This window comes from Streptomyces sp. NPDC040432, assembly GCF_055595445.1.
The window spans coordinates 459174-481439 of record NZ_JBVIVP010000002.1; the positions used below are offsets into that span (position 1 = coordinate 459174).

18 protein-coding genes are annotated in these 22266 nt (G+C 72.5%); 8 read left to right on the forward strand and 10 right to left on the reverse strand.

The window, feature by feature from the left end:
* Positions 1 to 40: 40 nt before the first annotated feature.
* Positions 41 to 607 carry a hypothetical protein gene (locus tag ACZ58N_RS05825; RefSeq protein WP_471156059.1) on the reverse strand — a complete coding sequence of 189 codons (567 nt, stop codon included), beginning with the start codon at positions 605 to 607 and terminating at the stop codon, positions 41 to 43.
* A gap of 338 nt (positions 608 to 945) precedes the next feature.
* Positions 946 to 1395 carry a hypothetical protein gene (locus tag ACZ58N_RS05830; protein ID WP_471156062.1) on the reverse strand — a complete coding sequence of 150 codons (450 nt, stop codon included), beginning with the start codon at positions 1393 to 1395 and terminating at the stop codon, positions 946 to 948.
* Between the two features lie 116 nt (positions 1396 to 1511).
* Here ACZ58N_RS05830 and ACZ58N_RS05835 point away from each other — a divergent pair, with 116 nt between their 5' ends.
* The 4 genes from ACZ58N_RS05835 to ACZ58N_RS05850 are packed head-to-tail and all read left to right on the forward strand — an operon-like array spanning position 1512 to position 6079.
* Positions 1512 to 2639 (forward strand): hypothetical protein, encoded by a 1128-nt coding sequence (locus tag ACZ58N_RS05835; RefSeq protein WP_471156065.1) that lies wholly within the window; start codon positions 1512 to 1514, stop codon positions 2637 to 2639.
* Positions 2636 to 3829, forward strand: a complete 1194-nt coding sequence (locus ACZ58N_RS05840; RefSeq protein ID WP_471156068.1) for a toxic anion resistance protein — start codon at positions 2636 to 2638, stop codon at positions 3827 to 3829. Before ACZ58N_RS05835 ends, ACZ58N_RS05840 begins: the two co-directional genes overlap by 4 nt.
* A 59-nt stretch (positions 3830 to 3888) precedes the next feature.
* Positions 3889 to 5487 (forward strand): substrate-binding and vWA domain-containing protein, encoded by a 1599-nt coding sequence (locus ACZ58N_RS05845; protein ID WP_471156565.1) that lies wholly within the window; start codon positions 3889 to 3891, stop codon positions 5485 to 5487.
* Positions 5474 to 6079: a hypothetical protein gene (locus tag ACZ58N_RS05850; RefSeq protein WP_471156070.1), complete on the forward strand. Its 606-nt coding sequence runs from the start codon at positions 5474 to 5476 to the stop codon at positions 6077 to 6079. The genes ACZ58N_RS05845 and ACZ58N_RS05850 overlap by 14 nt, the downstream gene beginning before the upstream one ends.
* Positions 6080 to 6167: 88 nt before the next feature.
* Here the strand turns inward: ACZ58N_RS05850 and ACZ58N_RS05855 are convergent, their stop codons facing one another.
* Positions 6168 to 8036 (reverse strand): phosphoenolpyruvate carboxykinase (GTP), encoded by a 1869-nt coding sequence (locus tag ACZ58N_RS05855; RefSeq protein ID WP_471156071.1) that lies wholly within the window; start codon positions 8034 to 8036, stop codon positions 6168 to 6170.
* A gap of 253 nt (positions 8037 to 8289) precedes the next feature.
* Between ACZ58N_RS05855 and trhA the strand changes: the two genes are divergently transcribed.
* Positions 8290 to 9000, forward strand: coding sequence for a PAQR family membrane homeostasis protein TrhA (gene trhA, locus ACZ58N_RS05860; protein ID WP_389704493.1), 711 nt, complete (start codon positions 8290 to 8292; stop codon positions 8998 to 9000).
* Positions 9001 to 9076: 76 nt separating this feature from the next.
* Here the strand turns inward: trhA and ACZ58N_RS05865 are convergent, their stop codons facing one another.
* Together ACZ58N_RS05865 and ACZ58N_RS05870 are read right to left on the reverse strand one after the other, a co-directional pair.
* Positions 9077 to 10282: a glycosyltransferase gene (locus ACZ58N_RS05865; protein ID WP_471156074.1), complete on the reverse strand. Its 1206-nt coding sequence runs from the start codon at positions 10280 to 10282 to the stop codon at positions 9077 to 9079.
* A 302-nt stretch (positions 10283 to 10584) separates the two neighbouring features.
* Positions 10585 to 12654 carry a thioredoxin domain-containing protein gene (locus ACZ58N_RS05870; RefSeq protein ID WP_471156075.1) on the reverse strand — a complete coding sequence of 690 codons (2070 nt, stop codon included), beginning with the start codon at positions 12652 to 12654 and terminating at the stop codon, positions 10585 to 10587.
* Between the two features lie 212 nt (positions 12655 to 12866).
* Between ACZ58N_RS05870 and ACZ58N_RS05875 the strand changes: the two genes are divergently transcribed.
* Positions 12867 to 16241: a tetratricopeptide repeat protein gene (locus ACZ58N_RS05875; RefSeq protein ID WP_471156077.1), complete on the forward strand. Its 3375-nt coding sequence runs from the start codon at positions 12867 to 12869 to the stop codon at positions 16239 to 16241.
* A 230-nt stretch (positions 16242 to 16471) separates the two neighbouring features.
* Here ACZ58N_RS05875 and ACZ58N_RS05880 read toward each other — a convergent pair whose 3' ends face one another.
* Together ACZ58N_RS05880 and mca are read right to left on the reverse strand one after the other, a co-directional pair.
* The gene (locus ACZ58N_RS05880; RefSeq protein WP_471156079.1) at positions 16472 to 16714 is read right to left on the reverse strand and encodes a hypothetical protein; all 243 of its coding nucleotides are present in this window, start codon (positions 16712 to 16714) and stop codon (positions 16472 to 16474) included.
* A 2-nt stretch (positions 16715 to 16716) separates the two neighbouring features.
* Positions 16717 to 17598, reverse strand: coding sequence for a mycothiol conjugate amidase Mca (mca, locus tag ACZ58N_RS05885; protein ID WP_471156080.1), 882 nt, complete (start codon positions 17596 to 17598; stop codon positions 16717 to 16719).
* A gap of 107 nt (positions 17599 to 17705) precedes the next feature.
* Between mca and ACZ58N_RS05890 the strand changes: the two genes are divergently transcribed.
* Both ACZ58N_RS05890 and greA read left to right on the forward strand, forming a co-directional pair.
* The gene (locus ACZ58N_RS05890) at positions 17706 to 18122 is read left to right on the forward strand and encodes a DUF4307 domain-containing protein (protein ID WP_471156082.1); all 417 of its coding nucleotides are present in this window, start codon (positions 17706 to 17708) and stop codon (positions 18120 to 18122) included.
* 173 nt (positions 18123 to 18295) lie between these two features.
* Entirely contained in the window at positions 18296 to 18793 is a 498-nt protein-coding gene (greA, locus tag ACZ58N_RS05895) for a transcription elongation factor GreA (protein ID WP_389704358.1), read from the forward strand.
* 81 nt (positions 18794 to 18874) lie between these two features.
* Here the strand turns inward: greA and ACZ58N_RS05900 are convergent, their stop codons facing one another.
* The 3 genes from ACZ58N_RS05900 to ilvA form a co-directional block, all read right to left on the reverse strand.
* Positions 18875 to 19753, reverse strand: a complete 879-nt coding sequence (locus ACZ58N_RS05900; RefSeq protein WP_471156084.1) for an ABC transporter permease — start codon at positions 19751 to 19753, stop codon at positions 18875 to 18877.
* A complete protein-coding gene (locus tag ACZ58N_RS05905) occupies positions 19750 to 20781 on the reverse strand; it encodes an ATP-binding cassette domain-containing protein (RefSeq protein WP_471156087.1) in 1032 nt (343 codons plus the stop codon). The genes ACZ58N_RS05900 and ACZ58N_RS05905 overlap by 4 nt, the downstream gene beginning before the upstream one ends.
* A gap of 176 nt (positions 20782 to 20957) precedes the next feature.
* A complete protein-coding gene (ilvA, locus tag ACZ58N_RS05910) occupies positions 20958 to 22190 on the reverse strand; it encodes a threonine ammonia-lyase (RefSeq protein WP_389704252.1) in 1233 nt (410 codons plus the stop codon).
* Positions 22191 to 22266 lie beyond the last annotated feature (76 nt).

A 22266-nucleotide genomic window follows, 5' to 3' on the forward strand; every position in this document is an offset into this window, starting at 1 on the left:
GCCCGCCGCTCGAAGTCGACGGACACCCAACCCGTACCGGTCAGAAGCTCCTGACGAGCACAGCCACCGCGAACGGCAGCACGACGATCAGGAAGTCGAGCAGCCCGAAGTGGACCATCTCCCGGCCCGCCGTCGCCCCCGACCCATGGGCGCTACTCGGAGAAGCCCTCCACTCGGCGAGGACCTTCTTCGCCGATCGGGTGGACCGGTGTCCCATCCAGCTCGGCGAAAACGCCCATATCGCTCGTTCCGCGCCGTCCTCGCCGGTCAGCCACAGCCCTCCGCTCCTGCTCACAACGGATCGGATCTCCGAGGACGGAATGCTCCTCGTCCCCACGGGCTTCACCTCCCGGACGATGCCATCGGATCCCAACACGAGGCGGGGAGAGAGCGCGGCGCGACGGGCCACCATCCCGAACATGCAACCGGTCACCATGAGCCCGAGCCCTTCGGTGAGGTCGTCGTCGGCCGAACTCGCTCCCATCAGCGTCAAGAACGGCACCAAGAGGGCGATCAGGATCCAGGCCCCAACGACCGTACCGAACCGTCGCAGATGCAGTGAACCGTCCCTCTTGCGGGAGACGAGCAACCCGTCGCGCCCTCTCACGGGCAGTACCCCGCATTGTTGCCCAGGGCGGCGGACCCTCCGCAGGTGGCGCCGGCCAGTGTGCCGTTCAGCATGTAGTTGTTCACGGTCGGCCCTCCTTGTGTCTTGCTGCGTGCCGCATGGGGTGAACGTCCCGCCGCGTGCCGGGGACCGGGCACCTTCGTCGTCACCCGGGGTGACTTGAACCAGGCTCGGCTCCAACGCGCAGCGTTGGCTCGCCTCCGGTCTGGAATCGCCGCTGGCCGGACCGGTCTGACCGAACGGCGTCCGGCACGTCCCGGCCCCTCCCCCCGCCTCCGCGGGAGGAGGGGCCGGTGTCGTTCCCCCGGCCCCTCCCCCTACCGGCCCGGAGCCGGTTCCGCGGAGGGTGGTGGGGTGGCCGGTTCGGCCGAGGCCACGCCGCACCAGGGGACCGTCGCCGGGGGCCAGACCGGGCCGAGGGCCTCGCCGCGTTCCGTGGCGCCGGGGGCCACCCCGGGGATCTTCACCAGCGCCTGGGCCGCCCGCCCGCCCGGCTCCTCCCGATCGCGGAACTCCACCGTGACGACGTAGCCGCCCGCACCGGCGTCCCGGCGGCCCGTCACCTCGACGACGGCCAGCACGCGCCGGCTCGTCGGATCGACGCGGCACGCGGTGACCCGTACGTCCTGGAGGACCGGGCCCGGGGCCGGCGGGGCGGGGCGGTCCTCGCCGCTGGCCCATACGTAGAGCCCCAGCGGGGCGAACACCAGCAGCCCCGCCAGCCCCACCAGACCGACGAGCCAGCCCTGCCACTTCAATGCCGTCACGCCCATGGGTCGATCCTCCCGGCAGGCAGCCCCGCCCACCAGCACCCGCGGGCCCACACAGCATTTCGAAGTGGGACCGCCCGGACACCCGGCGTTCACCCGACGCCGCGCGGAATGTGGGTTTCCGCGAGCACGCTGCACCCGTGAGACGCATCCTGGGAATCGCTCTGGCGGTCCTCCTGATCGGCGGCGTGATCGCCGTCATCGCCATCGGGGGACGCGCAGCAGAGGGCACGGCAACGAAGACCGTGCGTGGCGTCATCGGATCGGAGAAGTCCGACTTCTTCCGCGATCCGGACGTCGTCAAGGCCCTTGCCGCCAAGGGCTGGACCGTGAGGACGGAAACCTCGGGCTCCTGGGCCATGGACCAACTGGACCTCAAGGAATTCGATTTCGCGTTCCCCGGCAGCAGTGAACCCGCGAAGGAGATCGAGGTCGCGGCCGGCGTCACGGGCGCGCAGACCAGCAAGCCCTTCTTCTCGCCGCTCGTCGTCATCGCCCGCGCCGACGTCGCGAAGGTGCTGGCCGACAGCGGGCTCGCGAGGATGACCGGGAAGAACTCCGGCACCCTCCTGATGGGCCCCTACCTGAAGGCGGCCGGCGAGGACCGGACCTGGCAACAACTGCCGGGCGCCGCCGCCCACGCCGAGCTGACCGGCACGGTGTTCATCAGGACCACCGACCCGGCCACCTCGAACTCGGGCGCGCTCTTCCTCGCCGCGGCCTCCAACGTCGCCAACGGCAACACCGTCGTCGCCGACGACGCGGGCATCGCCCGGACCGCCCCGCTGATGCGGAAGCTGATCTCCGTGCAGGGCGCCCTGGAGCAGAGCACCGACGACCCGTTCCGGGCGTTCATCAGCGGCAGCGGGGAACCGCTGATCCTGGCGTACGAGTCCCAGGTCGCCTCGCTCATGCTCCGGAAGCAGGCGGTGGGCAACGCCGCCGACATGGTCGTCCTCTACCCGGACACCACGGTCAACTCCCCGCACACCTTCGTACCGATCAGCGAGGCGGCCAAGGACCTCGGGACGCTCCTGGTCGACGATCCGAAGCTGCGCGAACTGGCCGTGCGCCACGGGTTCCGTCCGCAGCAGGGCGTCGCCGAGTTCACCGCCGCGACCGCTCCGCACTCCGGCTTCCTCAACCCGGGGCTGACCGGCATCCGTCAGGTCGGCACGCCGACCGTGAAGGTCCTGATGGCGCTGGCCGCCCGCGCCAAGGGGCAGGGGGACACACCGTGACGCTCACACCACCCGTCGGCGACGACGCCCCGCTCGTCCTCACCGCACCCGGGCCCGTCGCCCCCGTCCGCCGGGAACAGGCCTCCGGTCTCGTCCCGCTGCGGGACGGGGTCCGCGAGGAGATGGCCCGCCGGGCCGGGGAGTACGTCGACTCGCTCGCCGCGATCGACGCCCGCTCCCCCGAGTTCGCGGTGCGGATCGGGGAGATCGCCGGGCTCGGTTCCGCCGACGTGCGCGGCGCCGCCCAGCAGTCGAACCGGATGCTGGAGCGGGCCGTGCGCTCGCTCGGCCGGGACGGCGACGGCGACGCCCCGGGCCGCGTCGCCTCCTCGCTCGTCGAGCTGCGTCGCACCGTCGAGGACCTCGACCCGCGGGACACTCCCGCCAAGGGGGCCCGCCGGCTGCTCGCCAAGCTCCCTGGCGGCAACAGGCTGCGCGACCACGTGGCCCGGTACGCCTCCTCGCAGACCTCCCTCAACCGGATCGTCGGCGCGCTGCGCGGCGGCCAGGACGAGCTGCGCCGCGACAACGCGGCGCTGCACACGGAGCGGGCCCGGCTCTGGGAGACGATGGGCAGGCTCCAGGAGCACGCCGTCCTCACCGAGGCCTTGGACGCGGCCGTCGAGCAGCGGATCGCCGAGGTCGGGCACGCGGATCCGGGAGCGGCGGACGTCCTGCGGGCGGACGTGTTGTTCCCGGTGCGGCAGAAGCACCAGGACCTGCTGACCCAGTTGGCCGTGTGCGCGCAGGGTTATCTCGCGATGGACGTGGTGCGGCGCAACAACGACGAGTTGATCAAGGGTGTCGACCGGGCCGCGACGACGACGGTCTCGGCGCTGCGGATCGCGGTGATGCTGGCGTCCGCGCTGGACAACCAGCGTCGGGTGACGGAACAGGTCGACGCCCTGCGGGGGACGACGGAGGACCTGATCCGCGGCAACGCGGACATGTTGGCGACGCAGAGCGGGGAGATCCAGCGGATCTCCGCTGATCCGGCGGTCGGCGCGGAGACGCTGCGGGCGGCCTTCGCGCAGATCCACCGGACGCTCGACGCGATCGACTCCTTCAGGGTGACGGCGACCGAGAACATGGCGGCGACGGTGGAGTCCCTGACCGGGGAGTTGCAGTCGGCGTCGGCGTACCTGGCCCGTACCCGTACGGCAGGCGCGCTGGAGGGCGGGGACCGGTGAACGGCCGTACGGGAGGACAGCGCGCCGCGCACCTGCGTGCCGCGCACCTGCGCAGGCGGATGGCGGCGGTGGTCGCGCTCGCCGCGACCCTGCTGGGCGCGGCGGCGTGCACGTCGGACGATTCCGGCGGAGGGCCCGGTGGTTCCGGCGGGTCGAAGCCGACGGCGTACCGGGAGGGCCGGCTGCGGGTGCTGGCCTCCAGCGAGCTCGCCGACATGGAGCCGGTCCTGAAGGCGGCGAGGGCGGCGACCGGGGTGTCGGTGGACTTCACCTGGTCGGGGACGCTGGACGCGGTCGAGGAGGTCGCCTCGGGGAAGGCCGACGGGCGGTACGACGCGATCTGGCTGTCCTCCAACGACTACCTGCGGCTGCGGCCGGAGGCGTCCGCGAAGCTCGCCAACGAGACCCCGGTGATGTCCTCTCCGGTGGCGGTCGGGGTGAAGCCCCAGGCCCTGGCGCGGCTGGGGTGGAAGCCGGAGGACGTGACCTGGTCGGCGGTCGAGGAGGCCGTGGCCACCGGGAGGCTGACGTACGGGATGACGGACCCGGTGCGCTCCAACTCGGGTTTCTCCGCGCTGGTCGCGGTGGCCTCGGGACTGTCGGGGGCGCAGGCGGCGCTGACGGAGGAGGACGTGCGCAAGGCGCAGCCGAGGCTGAAGGGGTTCTTCAAGGGGCAGAAGCTGACGTCGGGTTCCTCGGGCTGGTTGGTGACGGCGTACGCGAAGCGCGGCGACGTGGACGCGCTGGTGAACTACGAGTCGGTGCTGCTGTCGATGAACGACCGGGCCGAGCAGCCGTTGACGGTGGTCCGCCCGAAGGACGGCGTGGTCACGGCGCACTATCCGCTGACGTTGCTGACGTCGGCCCCGGCGGGGGCGCGGGAGTCGGGGAGGGCCCTGACGGAGCACCTGCGGAGCGCCGGCGTGCAGGAGGCGATCACCACGGGGACGTTCCGGCGTCCGGTGGCGGCGGGGGTGGCGCCCGCGGCGGGGTTGGATCCGGCGGTGCGGCGGGAGTTGCCGTTCCCCGGTTCGCGGGCGGTCGCGGACGGGCTGCTGGCCTCGTACGAGAACGAGCTGCGGCGGCCCTCACGGACGGTGTACGTGCTCGACACCTCCGGGTCGATGGCGGAGGGGGACCGGATCGGGCGGTTGAGGTCGGCGCTCACCGACCTGACGGGTACGGGGAGTTCGGGTCCGGGTCGAAGATTCAGGGACCGCGAGGAGGTGACGCTGCTGCCCTTCGGTGACAAGGTGAAGAAGGTGTTGACGCACGTCGTCGAGCCGGGGAGCCCGGGGGCCTCCCTGGACGCGATCCGTGGTGACGTGGCGTCCCTCCGGCCGGAGGGGGGCACGGCCGTGTACGGCAGTCTGAAGGCCGCGTACCAGCACCTGGGGCAGGGGAACGCCGACGCGTTCACCTCGATCGTCCTGATGACGGACGGGCGGAGCGGTGACAAGGTGCAGGATTTCGACTCCTTCTACGCCGGCCTTCCGGAGGGCCGCCGGCACACGCCCGTGTTCGCGGTGCTGTTCGGCGACTCGGACCGCAAGGAACTGACCCACATCACGGAGCTGACCGGCGGGCGGCTGTTCGACGCGACCGACGGGAACGGCTCGCTCGACGGGGCCTTCGAGGAGATCCGTGGCTACCAGTAGGGCGCTCGGCTGGCTGGAGTCGAGGAAGAACCTGGCCGGCTCGGCCTGCGGGCTGCTCGGGGTGGGGCTCGCGCTGGTGGGGGTGGCCGGCCCGTACTGGCCGGTGGTGGTCGCCGGGCTGTACGCGGCGGGTGCGCTGATCGCCCCGCCGGCGCGGGTGCCCCTGCCGACGGTCCCGGACCCGGCGGAGCAACTGGACGTGCTGCGGGAGGATTTCGGGCGGCTGCGGGAGTACCTGGCGGAGGTGGGGCTGCCGGCCGCGGCCGGGGGGAGGCTGTCGGAACTGACCGGACTGTACGGGGCGCTGCTCGCGCCGGGTTGGGTGGCCGAGGTGCTGGCGGGTGATCCGGAGGCGGTGCACGCGCTGTCGCGGGCGATCCGTACGGACGTCCCGGAGTGCGTGGACACCTACGGCCGGACCCGGTGGTGGACCCGACCGGCGGCGGGCGGTGAACCGCCGGAGCGGCACCTGGAGCGGCAGCTGTCGGTGCTGGTCGACGAGGCGGAACGCCTGACGGCGGACCTCCGCGAAGCAGAGGCCCGCCGTCAGCAGACGCACACGACCTATCTGGAAGAGCGCGGACGCTCCTGACAGACCAGGCAGGTCGGTGTGCAGCGGTGGGAACCGCTTGGTCGGGGGCTCCCACGTTCGTGGCCCCGGCAGTGGCGGGGCGGGGCGGTCAGCCCAGGCGCTCGACGAGCGCGTGGTACTGGTCCCACAGTTCCTTGGGGGTGTGGTCGCCGTAGGTGTTCAGGTGCTCGGGGACCAGGGCGGCCTCGTCGCGCCAGATGTCCTTGTCGACCGTGAGGAGGAACTCCAGGTCGGCGGCGGGCAGGTCCAGGCCGTCGGTGTCGAGGGAGCCGACGGTCGGCAGGACGCCGATCGGGGTCTCGACGCCTTCGGCGGTGCCGTCGAGGCGGCCGACGATCCACTTCAGGACGCGGCTGTTCTCGCCGAAGCCGGGCCACACGAACTTGCCCGCGTCGTTCTTGCGGAACCAGTTCACGTAGTAGATCTTCGGGAGCTTCGCCTGGTCCTTGCCCTTGGCGACGTCGACCCAGTGGCCCATGTAGTCGCCCATGTTGTAGCCGCAGAACGGCAGCATGGCGAAGGGGTCGCGGCGCAGTTCGCCGACCTTGCCCTCGGCGGCGGCGGTCTTCTCGGAGGCGATGTTCGAACCGATGAAGACGCCGTGGTTCCAGTCGAAGGACTCGGTGACCAGCGGAACGGCGGAGGCGCGGCGGCCACCGAAGAGGATCGCGGAGATCGGGACGCCCTTGGGGTCCTCCCACTCGGGGGCGATCGTCGGGCACTGCGAGGCGGGGACGGCGAAGCGGGCGTTGGGGTGGGCCGCCGGGGTGTCGGACTCGGGGGTCCAGCGGTTGCCCTTCCAGTCGACGAGCTCGGCGGGGGCCTCCTCGGTCATGCCCTCCCACCAGACGTCGGAGCCGTCCGGGGTGAGCGCGACGTTGGTGAAGACGGTGTTGGCGTACATCGTCCTCATGGCGTTGGCGTTGGTGTGCTCGCCGGTGCCGGGGGCGACGCCGAAGAAGCCGGCCTCGGGGTTGATGGCGTAGAGCCGGCCGTCCTCGCCGAAGCGCATCCAGGCGATGTCGTCACCGACGGTCTCGACGGTCCAGCCGGGGATCGTGGGCTCCAGCATGGCGAGGTTCGTCTTGCCGCAGGCGGAGGGGAAGGCGGCGGCCAGGTACTTGGCGGCCTCGGCCCCGCCCTCGGCGGCCGGCGGGGTGAGCTTGAGGATCAGCATGTGCTCGGCGAGCCAGCCCTCGTCGCGGGCCATGACGGACGCGATGCGCAGGGCGTAGCACTTCTTGCCGAGGAGGGCGTTGCCGCCGTAGCCGGAGCCGTACGACCAGATCTCGCGGGTCTCGGGGAAGTGCGAGATGTACTTGGTGGTGTTGCAGGGCCACGGCACGTCGGCCTGGCCCTCGGCGAGCGGAGCGCCGAGGGTGTGGACGGCCTTGACGAAGAAGCCGTCGGTGCCGAGCTCGTCGAGGACGGCCTTGCCCATGCGGGTCATGGTGCGCATGGCGACCGCGACGTAGGCGGAGTCGGTGATCTCGACGCCGATCGCGGAGAGCTCGGAGCCGAGGGGGCCCATGCAGAAGGGGACGACGTACATCGTGCGGCCCTTCATGGAGCCGCGGAAGATGCCCTGCTCGCCCTGGCCGTCCTGGCCGTCCTTCGCGCCGATGAAGAGTTCCTTCATCTCGGCGGGGGCCTTCCAGTGGTTGGTCGGGCCCGCGTCCTCCGCCTTCTCGGAGCAGATGAAGGTCCGGTCCTCGACGCGCGCGACGTCGGAGGGGTCGGACGCGGCGTAGTACGAGTTCGGGCGCTTGGTCTCGTCGAGCTTCTTGAACGTGCCCTTGGCGACGAGCTCCTCGCACAGGCGCTCGTACTCGGCCTCGGAGCCGTCACACCAGACGACGCGGTCCGGCTGGGTGAGGGCCGCGATCTCGTCCACCCAGGAGATCAGCGCCTCGTGATTCGTCGGTACGGAAGTGGGAGCCGCGTTGTCGCGCGCCACGATTGCTCCTTGTTGAGGGGTTTGTTTGGTGTTTGCCCCGTGGGGGCTGCGACCCGGACGCTTCGCGCTCCGCTCATCCGGTGCCGACCGCACTCATCTGATCATCCGGTGGATGTGCGCATATGTCCAGGGGGCCTCTCACGTGAGCATGGCCACTCCCGTCAATCTTCCGTAAAGACGGGGTTCCGAAGATCGTGGGAAGACGGTCGGACGACTACCGGCTACCTACGGACCCGTAGGTAGCATGTGGGCCATGACTTCAGACGCCGCTGTTCCGGCCGCCGAGCCCTCCCCGGTCGTCGAGGCCGTGGAGGCGGTCGAGTCCGCCCTGGAGGCCAAGCCGTTGCTGCGCGGCTGGCTCCACCTGGGCATGTTCCCCGCCGTGCTCGTCGCGGGGCTGGTGCTGATGGCCTTCACCGACACCACCGAGGCGCGGGTGGCCTGCGGGGTGTACATCCTCACGGCCTGCCTGCTGTTCGGCGTCAGCGCCGTCTACCACCGCGGTACGTGGGGTCCGCGCGGCGAGGCCATCCTGCGGCGCCTCGACCACGCCAACATCTTCCTGATCATCGCGGGCACCTACACCCCGCTCACCGTGCTGCTGCTGCCGCCGTCCACGGGACGGACCCTGCTGTGGGCGGTGTGGATCGCGGCCGCGGCCGGCATCGCCTTCCGCGTGTTCTGGGTCGGCGCCCCGCGCTGGCTCTACACCCCCTGCTACATCGCGATGGGCTGGGCGGCGGTCTTCTTCCTGCCCGACTTCATGCGGACCGGCGGCATCGCCGTCCTCGTCCTGGTGATCGTCGGCGGACTGCTCTACAGCGTGGGCGGCGTCATCTACGGGATGAAGCGCCCCAACCCCTCCCCCCGCTTCTTCGGTTTCCACGAGGTCTTCCACTCGCTGACCCTGGCCGCCTTCGTCGCCCACTACGTCGGCATCTCCATGGCGGCCTACCAGCACTGACGGACGGCACGTGCGGGGGCCCGGTCGCGTGGTCGCGGCCGGGCCCCCGTCGTCCCGCGCTCCCTTCCGTCGCGGCTCAGCTCCTGGTGGGGGGCGCCGCGCGACGGCCCCGCGGCAGGTAGACGAGCGCCTCGGTGGCGACGAAGCGCAGGACGAAGGTGGTGGCGAGGGCGAGGGCGGTGGCGGGCAGGACCGCCAGGCCGAGCCGGCCGACGAAGAGCGCGATCAGCGGGATGCGCAGCAGCAGGTCGGCGTTGGCGAGGAGGGCGAACCGGCCCAGCCGGTCCGCCCAGTGGCGGTGCCGTCGGTCACGGAAGAGGAGTTGCTCGATGAGGAGGAAATTCCACAGGACCCCGGCCTGGTTGGCGACGATCTCGGCCGGGAGGTAGTGCATGCCGGCGTGGGTCAGCAGCCACAGCGCGAACAGGTTGGGGACGAACCCGGAGAGCCCGATGAGGCCGAAGCCGACCATCCGGGCGAGGGGGGCCGCCGAGCGCAGGAGGGCCAGGTGCGCGAGGAAACGCAGCCCCGCGCGGACGGCGCCCGTGGACTCCCCCGCGTGCCGGTCCTGGAGGACGTAGGACACCTCGGCGGTCCGCGCGGGGCGGCAGCGGACGGCGAGCTCCAGCAGGATCCGGTGGCCGAAGGGTCGCAGGGCCTCGGCGGTCACGGCGGTGCGGCGCACCGCGAAGAAGCCGCTCATGGGGTCGCCGATGCCGCGCAGGGCGCGCGGGAAGAGGCCCTTGGCCAGCCACGTCGCGCCGCGGGAGACGGCGCCGCGGTGGCCGCCGGCGAGTCCGGCACGGCTGCCGTCGGGGAGACGGCGGGAGGCGACGACGAGGTCGGCGCCGGTGCGCTCGCCCTCGCCGACGAGTTCGGCGACCAGGTACGGCGGGTGGGGGAGGTCGGCGCCCATGACGACGATCCAGTCGGAGGCGGCCCGTCCGATGCCGGCGACGACGGCCCCGCCGAGGCCGCCGTCCGGGCTCGTCCGGTGCAGGACCCTGACGGGGAACGGGCAGTCGGCGGCGGCCTTCTCGATCACGGCGGGGGTGCCGTCGGTGGAGTCGTCAGTCGAGTCGTCGGTCGAGTCGTCGATGAACAGGACCTCGCAGGGCGGGTGGGCGGGCAGGGACGTGGCGAGCCGGGCCAGCAGCTCCGCGATGGTCGCGGACCCGTCGGAGGTCGGGATGATCAAGGTGACGCCGCCACCACCGGAAGCCCCTGGAGCAGGAGCTTCCGGTTCGTCCAGGGCGTGCGGGGGCCCCAGGTCCTCGCTCATGGCGCTTCAGCTCCCACTCTCGGCGTCGGTGCGGCGGATCTCGATGCGCTGCTCCCCGGCGCCGGGGGACGGCCACCGCGGTCGAGCGCTCCGGTGCGGCCCTCGCGGTGGGGGGCCGTGGCGTCGCGACGCGCGCACCACGGGTCCGCTCCGACGCGCGAGAACCGGAATCGACGGGCGGAACTCCGGTTGCCCCAGGTGCTCCTAGAGCTCCAGGTGTTCCTGGAGCCATGGGGATCCAGGAGCCCTGGGGATCCCCAGGACCCCCAGGGGCCTCAGGAGCCTCAGGAGCCTCAGGAGCCTCAGGAGCGAAGCGTTCCCACCTGCTCGGCCAGCTCGCCCGGTTCGGTCGTGGGTCGGGCGCAGACGAAGTGCCGGCACACGTAAGCCGTCGGAAGGTCGTCGACGAGGGTGCGGTCGGCCAGCAGGGGGAACTCTCCTCCGCTGCCGTCCGCCGCGCGCGGCATGCCCGTCGCCACCACCGCCCCGGGCGCCGTACCCAGCAACGCCGTCCGGTGCAGCACGGCCCGCGCCCGGTCCTCCGGATGTCCGACGACGGCCACCTCCCGCGGCCCGTCGACGAGCGCCTCGGCGACCGCCAGGCCGTGCCCGATGAAGCGCGGGGCGCGCGGCCCGAGGGCGTGCACCACCCCGAGCGCCCGCTCCGCCGCCGTGCGGTGGGGCTCCGAGCCGGTGTGCGCGGCGTACGACAGCAGCGCCCCCGCGGCGGCGGTCCAACCGGAGGGGGCCGCCGTGTCGGTGGGGTCCTGCGGACGCCGGATGAGCTGCTCGGCGTCGTGCGCGGTGTCGTAGAGCGAGCCGTCCTCGGCGGTGAACCGGTCCAGCACCAGGTCGACGAGGAAGCCGGCGAATTCCAGCCACACCCCCTCGCCGGTGACGGCGGCCAGCGTCAGGAAGCCCTCGGCGACGTCGCCGTAGTCCTCCAGCACCCCGGCGTTCGGGCCGACCTCACCGTCCCGACTGGTCCGGGCGAGCCGGGCCTTGCCGTCCATGTGGACCCGTACCAGGAGGTCGGCGGCCTCGGTGGCCCGTTCGATCAGGTCCGGGCGCTCGAAGTACGCCCCGCACTCGGCGAGGGCTGCGACGGCCAGGCCGTTCCAGGCGGCCACGACCTTGTCGTCCCGCCCGGGCGCGGGCCGTGCGGCGCGGGCGGCGAGCAGCCGCTCCTTGATGCCGGCCAGCCGATCGGCGTCCACGTCGGGCCCGCCCTCGGGGAACTGCAGGACGGAGGAGCCGTGCTCGAAGGTGCCCTCCTCGGTCACCCCGAAGTACGCCTGCGCCAGAGCCCCGTCCTCCTCGCCGAGCACCTGCGCCAACTGGGCGGGCGTCCAGGCGTAGTACACCCCCTCGACGTGCTTGCCGGTGATCGGGTCCGCGCTGTCCGCGTCGAGCGCGGAGGCGAAGCCGCCCTGGTCGGTGCGCAGTTCGCGGACCATGAAGTCGGCGGTCTCCAGCGCGACGCGGCGGGCCAGGTCGGATCCGGTGCTGCGCCACAGGTGTGCGTACGCGCGGCACAGCAGGGCGTTGTCGTAGAGCATCTTCTCGAAGTGCGGGACCAGGGCCGCGCCCGGCCGCGGGCGCAGCACGTAGCGGTGGAAGCCGCCTCCCACCTGGTCGAACAGGCTGGAGCGGACCATCGCCTCGCAGGTGCCCTCCGCCATCTCGCGGGCGCCGTCGGAACCGGTGCGGGCGTGGTGGCGCAGGAGGAACTCGACGACCATGCTCGGCGGGAACTTCGTGTCGCCGCCCCCGAACCAGCCGCTCTCCGGGTCGTAGTCCCGGGAGAGCTGGAGCAGGGCGTTGGCCTGGGACTCGGCGGTCGGCAGGCCGGATCCGGCGCCCGAGCCGAGTTCACGGTCCGCCAGGTCGCGGGTGATCTTCTGCGCGACCTCCGCGACCTCGTCGCGGCGGCCGGTCCAGGCGGCCCGCACCCCTTCGAGGACCTGCATGAAGGAGGCCATGCCGTGGCGGGGCTCGGGCGGGAAGTAGGTGCCGAAGTAGAACGGTTCGCCGTCGGCGGTCATGAACACGGACATGGGCCAGCCGCCCTGTCCGGTGGCCGCCTGCACGGCCTCCATGTAGACGGAGTCGACGTCCGGGCGTTCCTCCCGGTCGACCTTGACGTTGACGAAGTGCTCGTTCATGTAGGCGGCCGTCAGCTCGTCCTCGAAGGACTCGTGCGCCATCACGTGGCACCAGTGGCAGGAGCTGTACCCCACGCTCAGGAACACGGGCACGTCGCGCCGGCGTGCCTCCTCGAACGCCTCGGGCTCCCAGGGCCGCCAGTCGACGGGGTTGTCGGCGTGCTGGAGGAGGTACGGGGACGTGGCGTGCGCGAGTCGGTTGGACATGTGCACATCCTTACGCACGCCACCGTGCCCCGCGTGGGTGCCACGAGGGGACGGCGGGGCGGAGGGGATGTGCGGGGCGGACGGTGCGGTTGCCCACCGGTGTGATCGGTTGCACGCCAACTCCCTCTGAACTAGCTCAGATTCACTCGCGTTCGGGATCGTCGAGCAGGACACTTGGCGCACGTTTGCGGAGCTCTCCGAGGAGGATGCCGATGCGGGACAGCCATCGTGTCGAGGCCGAGCGCCTGCTGGCCCGGGCCGTCGACGAGGAGGCCCGGCGCGGTGCGGCGGGCGCGCCCCTGTCGCCGGCCGACAAGGAGGCGCTGTTGGCGCGCGGGCTGGAGGCCCTGGACTCGATGGCCGCGGCGGCGGCCGAGGAGTACGGGACGTACGTCCGCGCGCTGGACGAGGCCGCGGCCGGCGAGCTGTCCCTGGGGGAGGCCTTCCGCCGGGGGAACACCTCGACGGCCCTGCTGGTGACGGCGGTCGCCGCCGTCGCCGCCGCGGGCGCGGACCTGGCCCTCGGGGTCCCGTCCGGGACGGCGCTGAGCGCGGGACTCGTCGTGGGCGTCGCGGGGGCGGCCACGACCGTGGCGAAGGTGACCGCGCTGCACGTACCGGCCGCGAACCGGCGCGCCGGCGCCGCCGGCCGCCCGGGCGGCCCCGAGCAACTGCGGCTCCAGTGGCTGTCGGTGTTGGAGGTGCGCGGGGTACGTCCCTTCCTGGAGCGGGAGCGCGCCGCGGCGGCGGCCGTACGGGTTCCCCCGCGCGGCCGGGCCACGATCGGCGGCGGGACCTCGGCCGGGGCGGGGGCCGGTCCGGGGGCGGACTTGAACGGCAGCGGCACCGGCAGCGGCACCGGACCGAAAGCGGGACCGGGCACCCGGGCCGGTGCGGGTGCGGGCGTCGGTCGCGCGGGACTCGGGGTCGGGGCGTCCCTCGGCAAGCAGCCCGCCGGCGGGGTCGCCCCGCTGCGCGGCACGGACCGCAGCGCGGAGGCCCGTCGGCGCAGCATGCTGGAGCAGTCGTTCGGGCAGCTCCCCGACTCCGGGGCCCTGTTCACGGGCCGGCGCGCGGAGCTGACCCGGATCGCGCAGTGGGTGCAGGCGGCCCGCGCGAGCACCGAGACCCGGCCGGTGGTCGTGGTGCTGCACGGCGAGCCCGGATCCGGGCGCACGGCCCTGGCGTTGCGGGCGGCGCACGCGCTGCGGGACCAGTTCCGGGGTGCGTGCCTGGTGGACCTGCGGGGCGGATCGGCGGCGCCGGAGGCCCCGCTGCCCACCCGGGAGGCGCTGCTGCACCTGCTGAACCGGCTCGGCGCCCCGCGCGAGCAGCTGCTGTTCCGGGAGGGGGCCTCCGCGGACCAGCAGGTGCGCCGGCTCGGCGAGCTGTACCACCAGCACCTGAGGGGGCTGCCGGTGACGGTGGTGCTCGACGACGCGGTGGACGCGGCGCAGGTGCGCACGCTGGTGCCGGAGCGCTCCGAGAGCCTGGTGCTCGTCACCGCGCGGGAGCCGTTGGAGCTGCCCGAGGACCTGTCGGCGTGGGTGCACCAGCTCCCGGTGGCGCGGCTGGCGGAACCGGAGGCGGCCCAGGTGCTGCGGGAGGGGGCGCGGGCGGCGGGCGAGGCGGCGCCGGGCCCGGAGGCCGAGGCGGGACTGCTGGAGCTGGGGGCGGGGCTGCCGTTGGCGCTGCGCGTGCTGGCCCCGCTGGGGGCGGCGCGGGCCTCCGACAGCGGGGACGGCTCGCTGGCGCACGCCCTGGACCTGGCGTACGTACGGCTGCCGCAGGAGCGGCGCCGGCTGCTGCGGCGGCTCACGCTGGCCGGGCGGACCTCGCTCGGCGCGTCCGCCGCGGCGGCCCTGACGGGCTCGGACCGGGCCGAGGCCGGGCGGCTGCTGCGCGAGTTGGCGCAGGCGGGCCTGCTGGACCTCGTGCGCGGGGAGCGGTACCGGATGCACGACGCGGTGCGCGCGTTCGCGGCGGCGCGGCTGGCGGCGGACGAGGACCGGGCGGAGGCGGTGGCCGCCCAGGAGCGGCTGATCCGGGACTACGCGCAGCTCGCGGACTCGGTGATCCGGATGGTCGACGGGAAGATGTCGACCCGGGCTAACCACTTCGGCGGGCACGGCTTCGCCTCCCTGGACGCGGCGCTGCGCTGGCTGGACGAGGAGTCCAGCTTCATCACGGCGGCGCTGCGCCACGCGCAGGACGTGGACCAGCAGGCCGTCCTGGACCTGTTGGGCGCGCTGTGCGACTTCTGCCTGCTGCGCGGGGACCTGTACCGGCTCGGGGAGATCAACGAGCTGACGCGGGCCGTGGACGAGGGGCGGGTGGCGCGTTCGGTCCAGTGGCGCACCGGTATCGCGGCGCGTCAGCTCGGCGAGCTGGACAAGTCGCGGACGACGCTGACCTCGCTGGTCGACCAGTACCGGGAGGCCCGGCAGGAGGCGGGGGCGGGAATGGCCCTGGTGTCGCTCGGGATCACCCTGCACCACCAGGGCAACCTGCCGGAGGCCGCGACCCGCATCCGGGAGGCACTGGCCCTCCAGGAGGCGCCGGAGCTGGCGGGCGACCGGGCCTGGGGGCTGCACGCGCTGGCGGCGGTGGAGCGCGACCGGGCGCACCTGGCGGAGGCGCTGGCCCTGCTGGAGCGTTCGTTGGTGCTGCACCGGGAGAACGAGAGCGTGCACGGCGAGGCGTGGGCGCACTTCCAGTTGGGGCAGGTGCACCTGCGGCTCGGTGACGTGCCGCGGGCCGAGGCGGAGCTGGGTCGGGCGCTGGACCTGTACGGGCGCACGCGGGACGACCGGGGCCGGGCGTGGGCGCTGACCCAGCTGGGCCGGGCCCGGGTGGTCGACGGGGATCCCGGTCCGGCGCAGGAGCGGCTGCGCGACGCCCTGGCCCGGCACCGGCTGGCGGAGGACACGCGCGGGGAGGCGTGGACGCTGTACTACCTCGGGCAGGCGCTGGAGGAGGGCGGCGAGCGGGACCGGGCGGTCCGCGAGCTGGAGCGGGCGCGGACGATGTTCTCGCGGATGCGGGACGTGTACGGGCTGGCGCACGCCCGGCACCACTCGGGCCGGGTCACCCGCGACCAGCGGGCGGCGCAGACGGGGAACCTGCGGAACTCGGGCTTCGCCCGTCAGCTGCTGATGGACGCGAGGGCCGATTTCCGGCGGATCGGGCTCGCCCACGGCGAGGCGTGGACCTGCCTGGAGCTGGCGGTGGTGGACGCGGGCAACGCGCGGACCGCGCAGGCGGTGGGTCTGTGCGAGGAGGCGGCCCGCCTGTTCGTCTCGTACGGGGACCTGCGGGGCGAGGACTGGGCCCGCTTCCTGCGGTGCACGCTGCTGCCGTACGCGGACCCCGCCGACCCGGACGGGGCGCGGGCCGAGCTGTCCCGGCTGGTGGCGGCCCCGCATCCGCTGCGCGACGGACGGCTGGACGACTGCCTGGAGACGTACGGGGTGATCCTGGGGCGGGGCGTGGATCCGGCGGAGGGCTGGCAGGCGTGGCGGTTGGGCATGGTCCCGAACCTGCGCTCGCGCGAGGTCATGGGGGTTCCGGTCCCACCGCCCGCGTGAGCGGACCGGACACACCGTCCGCGGGCCGGCTCCACCCGCGTGCGCGGACCGGACGCCGTCCGCGGGCCCGCTCCACCCGCGTGCGCGGGTCGCCGCACCGACGCGGGAGCCCGACCGGCCCGGCCGGCACGAACGGTTCCGCGGGTCGGGACCCGGCCGGCAGGGGTCACCGGCGCGGGACGCGCCGCCCCACCGGTGCTCCGGGCGGGGCGGCGTTCGCGTGCGGGGTGTCAGCCCGTGCTGTCCGGCTTGGCCGTCGGCGTGCCCTTGGGGCCCGCGGCGGCGGGCTCCGGGGCCTCCTGGAAGTCCACCCGGCCCATGTGGCGGTTCATCGACTTCATCAGGAACCACACGCCGAGGGCGAGGGCCGCGAACACGATGAAGCCCAGGATTCCGGGGGTCACCTTGTTCTTGTCGAAGGTGTCGCCGGCCAGGGGGAGGAGCTGGGTCAGGGCTGACTGCGTAGCGCTCATAGCTACGCATTCTCCCGGATGCCCGCGAAGAGGTCGGACTCGGGGAGGGAGGTGTCGACGAACGACTTCGCCAGCTCGTACTCCTCGGTCGGCCAGACCTCCCGCTGGACCTCCATCGGGACGCGGAACCAGCCGCCGTCCGGGTCGATCTGGGTGGCGTGCGCGAGGAGGGCCTTGTCACGGATCTCGAAGAAGTCCGCGCAGGGCACGTGCGTGGTCAGGGTCCGCTCGGTGCGCTCGAACTCCTTCCAGCGCTCCAGCCACTCCCCGTACGGCGATTCCAGGCCGCGCGCGAGGAGCGCCTCGTGGAGGGCGACGGTGCGCGGCTTGTTGAAGCCCTGGTTGTAGTAGAGCTTCTGCGGCTGGTACGCGGCGCCGTACTCGGCCTCGGGGAACTTCTCGGTGTCGGCCGCGCCGTCGAAGGCCACCATCGTGATCTTGTGGGTCATGATGTGGTCGGGGTGCGGGTAGCCGCCGTTCTCGTCGTAGGTGGTGATGACCTGCGGCTTGAAGGCGCGGATCTTCTTCACCAGCTCGCCGGCGGCCTCCTCGACGTCCGCGAGGGCGAAGCAGCCCTCGGGGAGCGGCGGCAGCGGGTCGCCCTCGGGCAGGCCCGAGTCGACGTAGCCGAGCCACTCCTGGTCGATGCCGAGGATCTCGCGGGCCTCGTCCATCTCCTTGGCGCGCACCTCGTGGATGTTCTCCTCGATGTACTTGTCGCCCTGGAGCTTGGGGTTCAGGACGGAGCCGCGTTCGCCGCCGGTGCAGGTCACGACGAGGACGGGCACCCCCTCGGACACGTACTTGGCCATGGTGGCCGCGCCCTTGCTCGACTCGTCGTCGGGGTGGGCGTGGACGGCCATCAGTCGGAGCTGCTCGGTCAAGGCGGGATCCTCTGTGATTCGGCGCGACGGTCGGCTTCTATAGTGACCGAACGGGGGGTCGGAAAATTCCAACGGGTGCCTCACCCTCCCCACTGAGAGGAACGATCATGAGCGCGGTGCGCGAAGGGCTCCCCGAAGGCCGGTACGGCCGGTCCGAGGACGAGCGTGCGGACCGCCGGCTCAAGGTGGTCGGTTCGGTGCTGGGCGTCGGCCTGCTGGCCGTGGTCGGCTGGATCGGCTGGGACTACGTCGGTGGGCAGACCGTGAGCGCCGAGATGATCAAGTTCCAGATCCTGTCGGACACCGAGGTCAAAGTGCACCTGGAGGTCCGCAAGGACGCCGGGGTGACCGGTGTCTGCACCCTCAGCTCCCAGGACGAGGGGCACGGCGAGGTGGGTCGTGCCGACTTCACGTTCCCGCAGCGCGACACGCGCGTGGACGAGGTCGTCACCCTGCGGACGACGGGGCGCGCGACCGCGGTCGAACTGGTGGGCTGCCAGACCGCCGCGACCCCGGCCGGCTGACCCGGGCCCTCTCGAACGCCCTTCCTTCGGTTCCTGATGCCCGGCGGGTATCCGGAACGCGATGACACACTTCACCCACCGGGTGTCCTCCCCCTTTTCTTCCCGAATTGTTAGGCTCGTGGTTTCGCCCGCCGCCGGCGGCTTGTATTCCCCTGTACCGACGAGGAGCACCCGTGACCCAGACGAGCGATAACGTCACCTGGCTGACGCAGGCGGCGTATGACCAGCTGAAGGCCGAGCTGGACTACCTCTCTGGTCCCGCACGCACGGAGATCGCCACGAAGATCGCAGCCGCCCGCGAGGAGGGCGACCTGCGTGAGAACGGCGGTTACCACGCGGCCAAGGAGGAGCAGGGCAAGCAGGAGCTCCGGGTGCGCCAGCTCACGCAGCTCCTGGAGAAGGCCAAGGTCGGCACCGCCCCCGCGTCCGACGGCGTGGCCGCTCCCGGAACCCTGATCACGATCGCCTTCGACGGCGACGAGGACGACACCCTGGAGTTCCTGCTCGCCTCCCGCGAGTACGCGTCGTCCGACTTCGAGACCTACTCCCCGCAGTCCCCGCTGGGCAGCGGCGTGAACGGCAAGAAGATCGGCGAGGACGCCCAGTACGAGCTGCCGAACGGCAAGCAGGCGACCGTCAGGATCCTGGCGGTCAAGCCCTTCAACGGCTGATCCCCCGCGCGCGGGCGCGCACGCGCACGGGAGCCCCCGTCCGGAACGGTCCGGACGGGGGCTCCCGCACGTGCGGCGGCCTCAGACGGTGGCCGAGCGGTACTTGCGGACCGCGAGGGTGCGGAAGACCACGATGATCAGCACCGACCAGATGATCGACGCCCACACGGGGTGCTGCATCGGCCAGGCGTCCGCGACCGGGTAGCCCTCCGGCAGGTTGCCGAACAGTTCCCGGGACGCCTGGACGGTGGCGCTGAAGGGGTTCCACTCCGCGATGTGCCGCAGGAACGTCGGCATGTTGTCGGAGGGGACGAAGGCGTTCGAGATGAACGTCAGGGGGAACAGCCAGATCAGCCCGCCCGAGGTGGCCGCCTCCGGGGTGCGCACGGACAGGCCGATCAGGGCGCCGATCCAGGAAAAGGCGTAGCCGAGCAGCAGCAGCAGCGCGAAGCCGCCGAGGACCTCGCCGATGCTGGTGTGGGTGCGCCAGCCGACGAGCAGGGCCACGACCGCCAGGACGACGAGGGTGAGCGTGGTCTGGACGAGGTCGGCGAGGGTACGGCCGGTGAGGACCGCGCCGCGGGCCATGGGCAGCGAGCGGAACCGGTCGATCAGGCCCTTGTGCATGTCGTCGGCGATGCCCGCGCCCGCGCCGGCCGTGGCGAAGGTGACGGTCTGGGCGAAGATGCCCGCCATCAGGAATTCGCGGTAGTCCGCCGGGGAGGTGCTGCCGCCGACGCTGATCGAGCCGCCGAACACGTAGCTGAACAGGACGACGAACATCACCGGCTGGATCACACCGAAGATGATCATCTCGGGGATGCGGGACATCCGGATGAGGTTCCGCTTGGCGATCACCAGGGAGTCGTTGACGCCCTGGACGATGCCGCCCCGCGGCCGCGGTGCCGCGAGCTCGGGGGTGGTCGGGGAGGTACCCGGGTTCGGGGACGTGAGGGTCACTTGGCCGTCTCCTTACGCGCCTTGCGGCCCTTGGCGCCGGTGTCGCCCTTGCCGTCGGCCGGCGCTGCGCCGTCCTCCTCCGCGGCGAGTTCGGCCGCGTGTCCGGTCAGGGAGATGAACACGTCGTCGAGGGTGGGGCGGCGCAGGCCGATGTCGTCGATCTCGATGCCGCGGCCGTCGAGTTCGCGGATGACCTCGGCGAGCAGCTTGGCCCCGCCCGCGACGGGAACGGTCAGCTTGCGGGTGTGCTCCTCGACCGTGGCCTCCCCCTTGCCGAAGCCCGAGAGGACCTCGCGGGCGGTGGCGATGTGGGCGCGGTCGTGGACGACGACCTCGACGCGCTCGCCGCCCGTGCGGGCCTTGAGCTGGTCGGAGGTGCCGCGCGCGATGACCTTCCCCTGGTCCACCACGCAGATGTCGTGCGCGAGGTGGTCGGCCTCCTCCAGGTACTGGGTGGTGAGCAGCAGGGTGGTGCCACCGGCGACCAGTTCCTGGATGATCCCCCACAGTTGCTGGCGGTTGCGCGGGTCGAGGCCGGTGGTCGGCTCGTCCATGAACATCACGGGCGGGCTGACGACGAGGGCCGCCGCGAGGTCGAGCCGCCTGCGCATGCCGCCGGAGTAGGTCTTGGCGGTACGGTCGGCGGCGTCGGCGAGGTTGAAGCGTTCGAGGAGTTCGTCGGCCCGGGCCTTCGCGGCCTTGGCCTTCATCTGGTAGAGCCTGCCGACCATCCGGAGGTTCTCGCGGCCGGTCAGGTATTCGTCGACGGCGGCGAACTGGCCGGACAGGCCGATGGCCCGGCGGACTTCGTTGGGCTGCTTGAGGACGTCGATCCCGGCGACGACGGCCCTGCCGCTGTCGGGACGGAGGAGGGTGGTCAGGACACGGACGGTCGTGGTCTTGCCCGCGCCGTTGGGGCCGAGGAGCCCCAGCACGGTGCCTTCGGGGACATCGAGGTCCACGCCGTCCAGAGCCCTTACGTCGCCGAAGGTCTTGACGAGTCCTTCGGCATAGATGGCGCCTGGCATACGGATTCTCCCAGAGCAATTCAGGCCGGATGGTTTCGGGCCAGAAGAATCAGGACTTTCCTGCACGAATCCTAGGTGACCTCGGATCGGCGGTGTTCCCGACGGCCGTCACACTATCGCGTTATATCGCGTCCCGCCATGCTTTTTCCCGGACCCCGAGCGGGCGGCCCCCGCGCTCAGCCGATGACCGCGTACCCAGCACTGTGCAGGGAACGCGCCACCTCCGCACAGTGTTTGGGCCCCTTGGTCTCCAGGTGCAGTTCCACCTCGACCTCGGTGAGCCCCAGCCGCGGGTCGGTGCGCACGTGGCTGACGTCCAGCACGTTCGCGTCCAGCGCGGACAGTACCCCGAGCAGTCCCGCCAGCGCGCCCGGACGGTCGGTGACCCTCAGCCGCAACGACAGGTAGCGGCCCGCGGCGACCATGCCGTGGCGCAGGATCCGCTGGAGGAGCAGCGGATCGACGTTCCCGCCGGACAGGACGGCGACCACGGGGCCGCCGCCGTACAGTTCCGGCTCGCTCAGCAGCGCCGCCACCGGACTGCACCCGGCCGGCTCGACGACCAGCTTCGCCCGCTCCAGGCACAGCAACAGGGCGCTGGAGAGCGCGTCCTCCGAGACCGTACGCACGTCGTCGAGGAGCTCGCCGATGATTTTGAAGGGGACGTCTCCGGGGCGGCCCACCTTGATCCCGTCCGCCATCGTCGTCGGGTTGTCCACCGACACCGGGTGACCGACCTTGAGCGAGGGCGGGTAGGCGGCCGCGCCCGCCGCCTGCACCCCGATCACCTTGACGTCGGGGCGCAGGGCCTTCACCGCGACCGCGACGCCCGCGGCCAGCCCGCCACCGCCGATGCCGACCAGGATCGTGCGGACCTCGGGGCACTGCTCCAGGATCTCCAGGCCCACCGTGCCCTGGCCGGCGATGATGTCCCGGTGGTCGAACGGGTGGATGAACTCCGCGCCGGTGCGGTCCGCGTACTCCTGGGCGGCGGCCAGCGTCTCGTCGACCACCTCGCCGTGCAGGCGCACCTCGGCGCCGTACTCCTGCGTCGCGGCCACCTTCGGCAGCGGCGCCCCGACGGGCATGAACACCGTGGAGCGGACCCCGAGGAGCGAGGAGGCCAGCGCCACGCCCTGCGCGTGGTTGCCGGCGCTCGCCGCGACCACGCCGGCCGCCCGCTGCTCCGGGCGCAGGCCGGCGATGCGCACGTACGCGCCCCGCAGCTTGAAGGAACCGGTCCGCTGGAGGTTCTCGCACTTGAAGTGGACCGGGGAGCCGGTGAGGGAGGAGAGGTGCCGGCTGCCTTCCATCGGCGTGACCCGGGAAACCCCCGACAGCATCTTCTGGGCCCCCCGGACGTCGTCGAGGATGACCTGGGGGACGGGCTGGGGCACGCGGTAGTTCATACCGCCAGTCTCGCAGCCCCCGCAGGTCACGGCGCAGGGACGACCAGGGGGCGGACAGCCGCCCCACCCGCTCCGC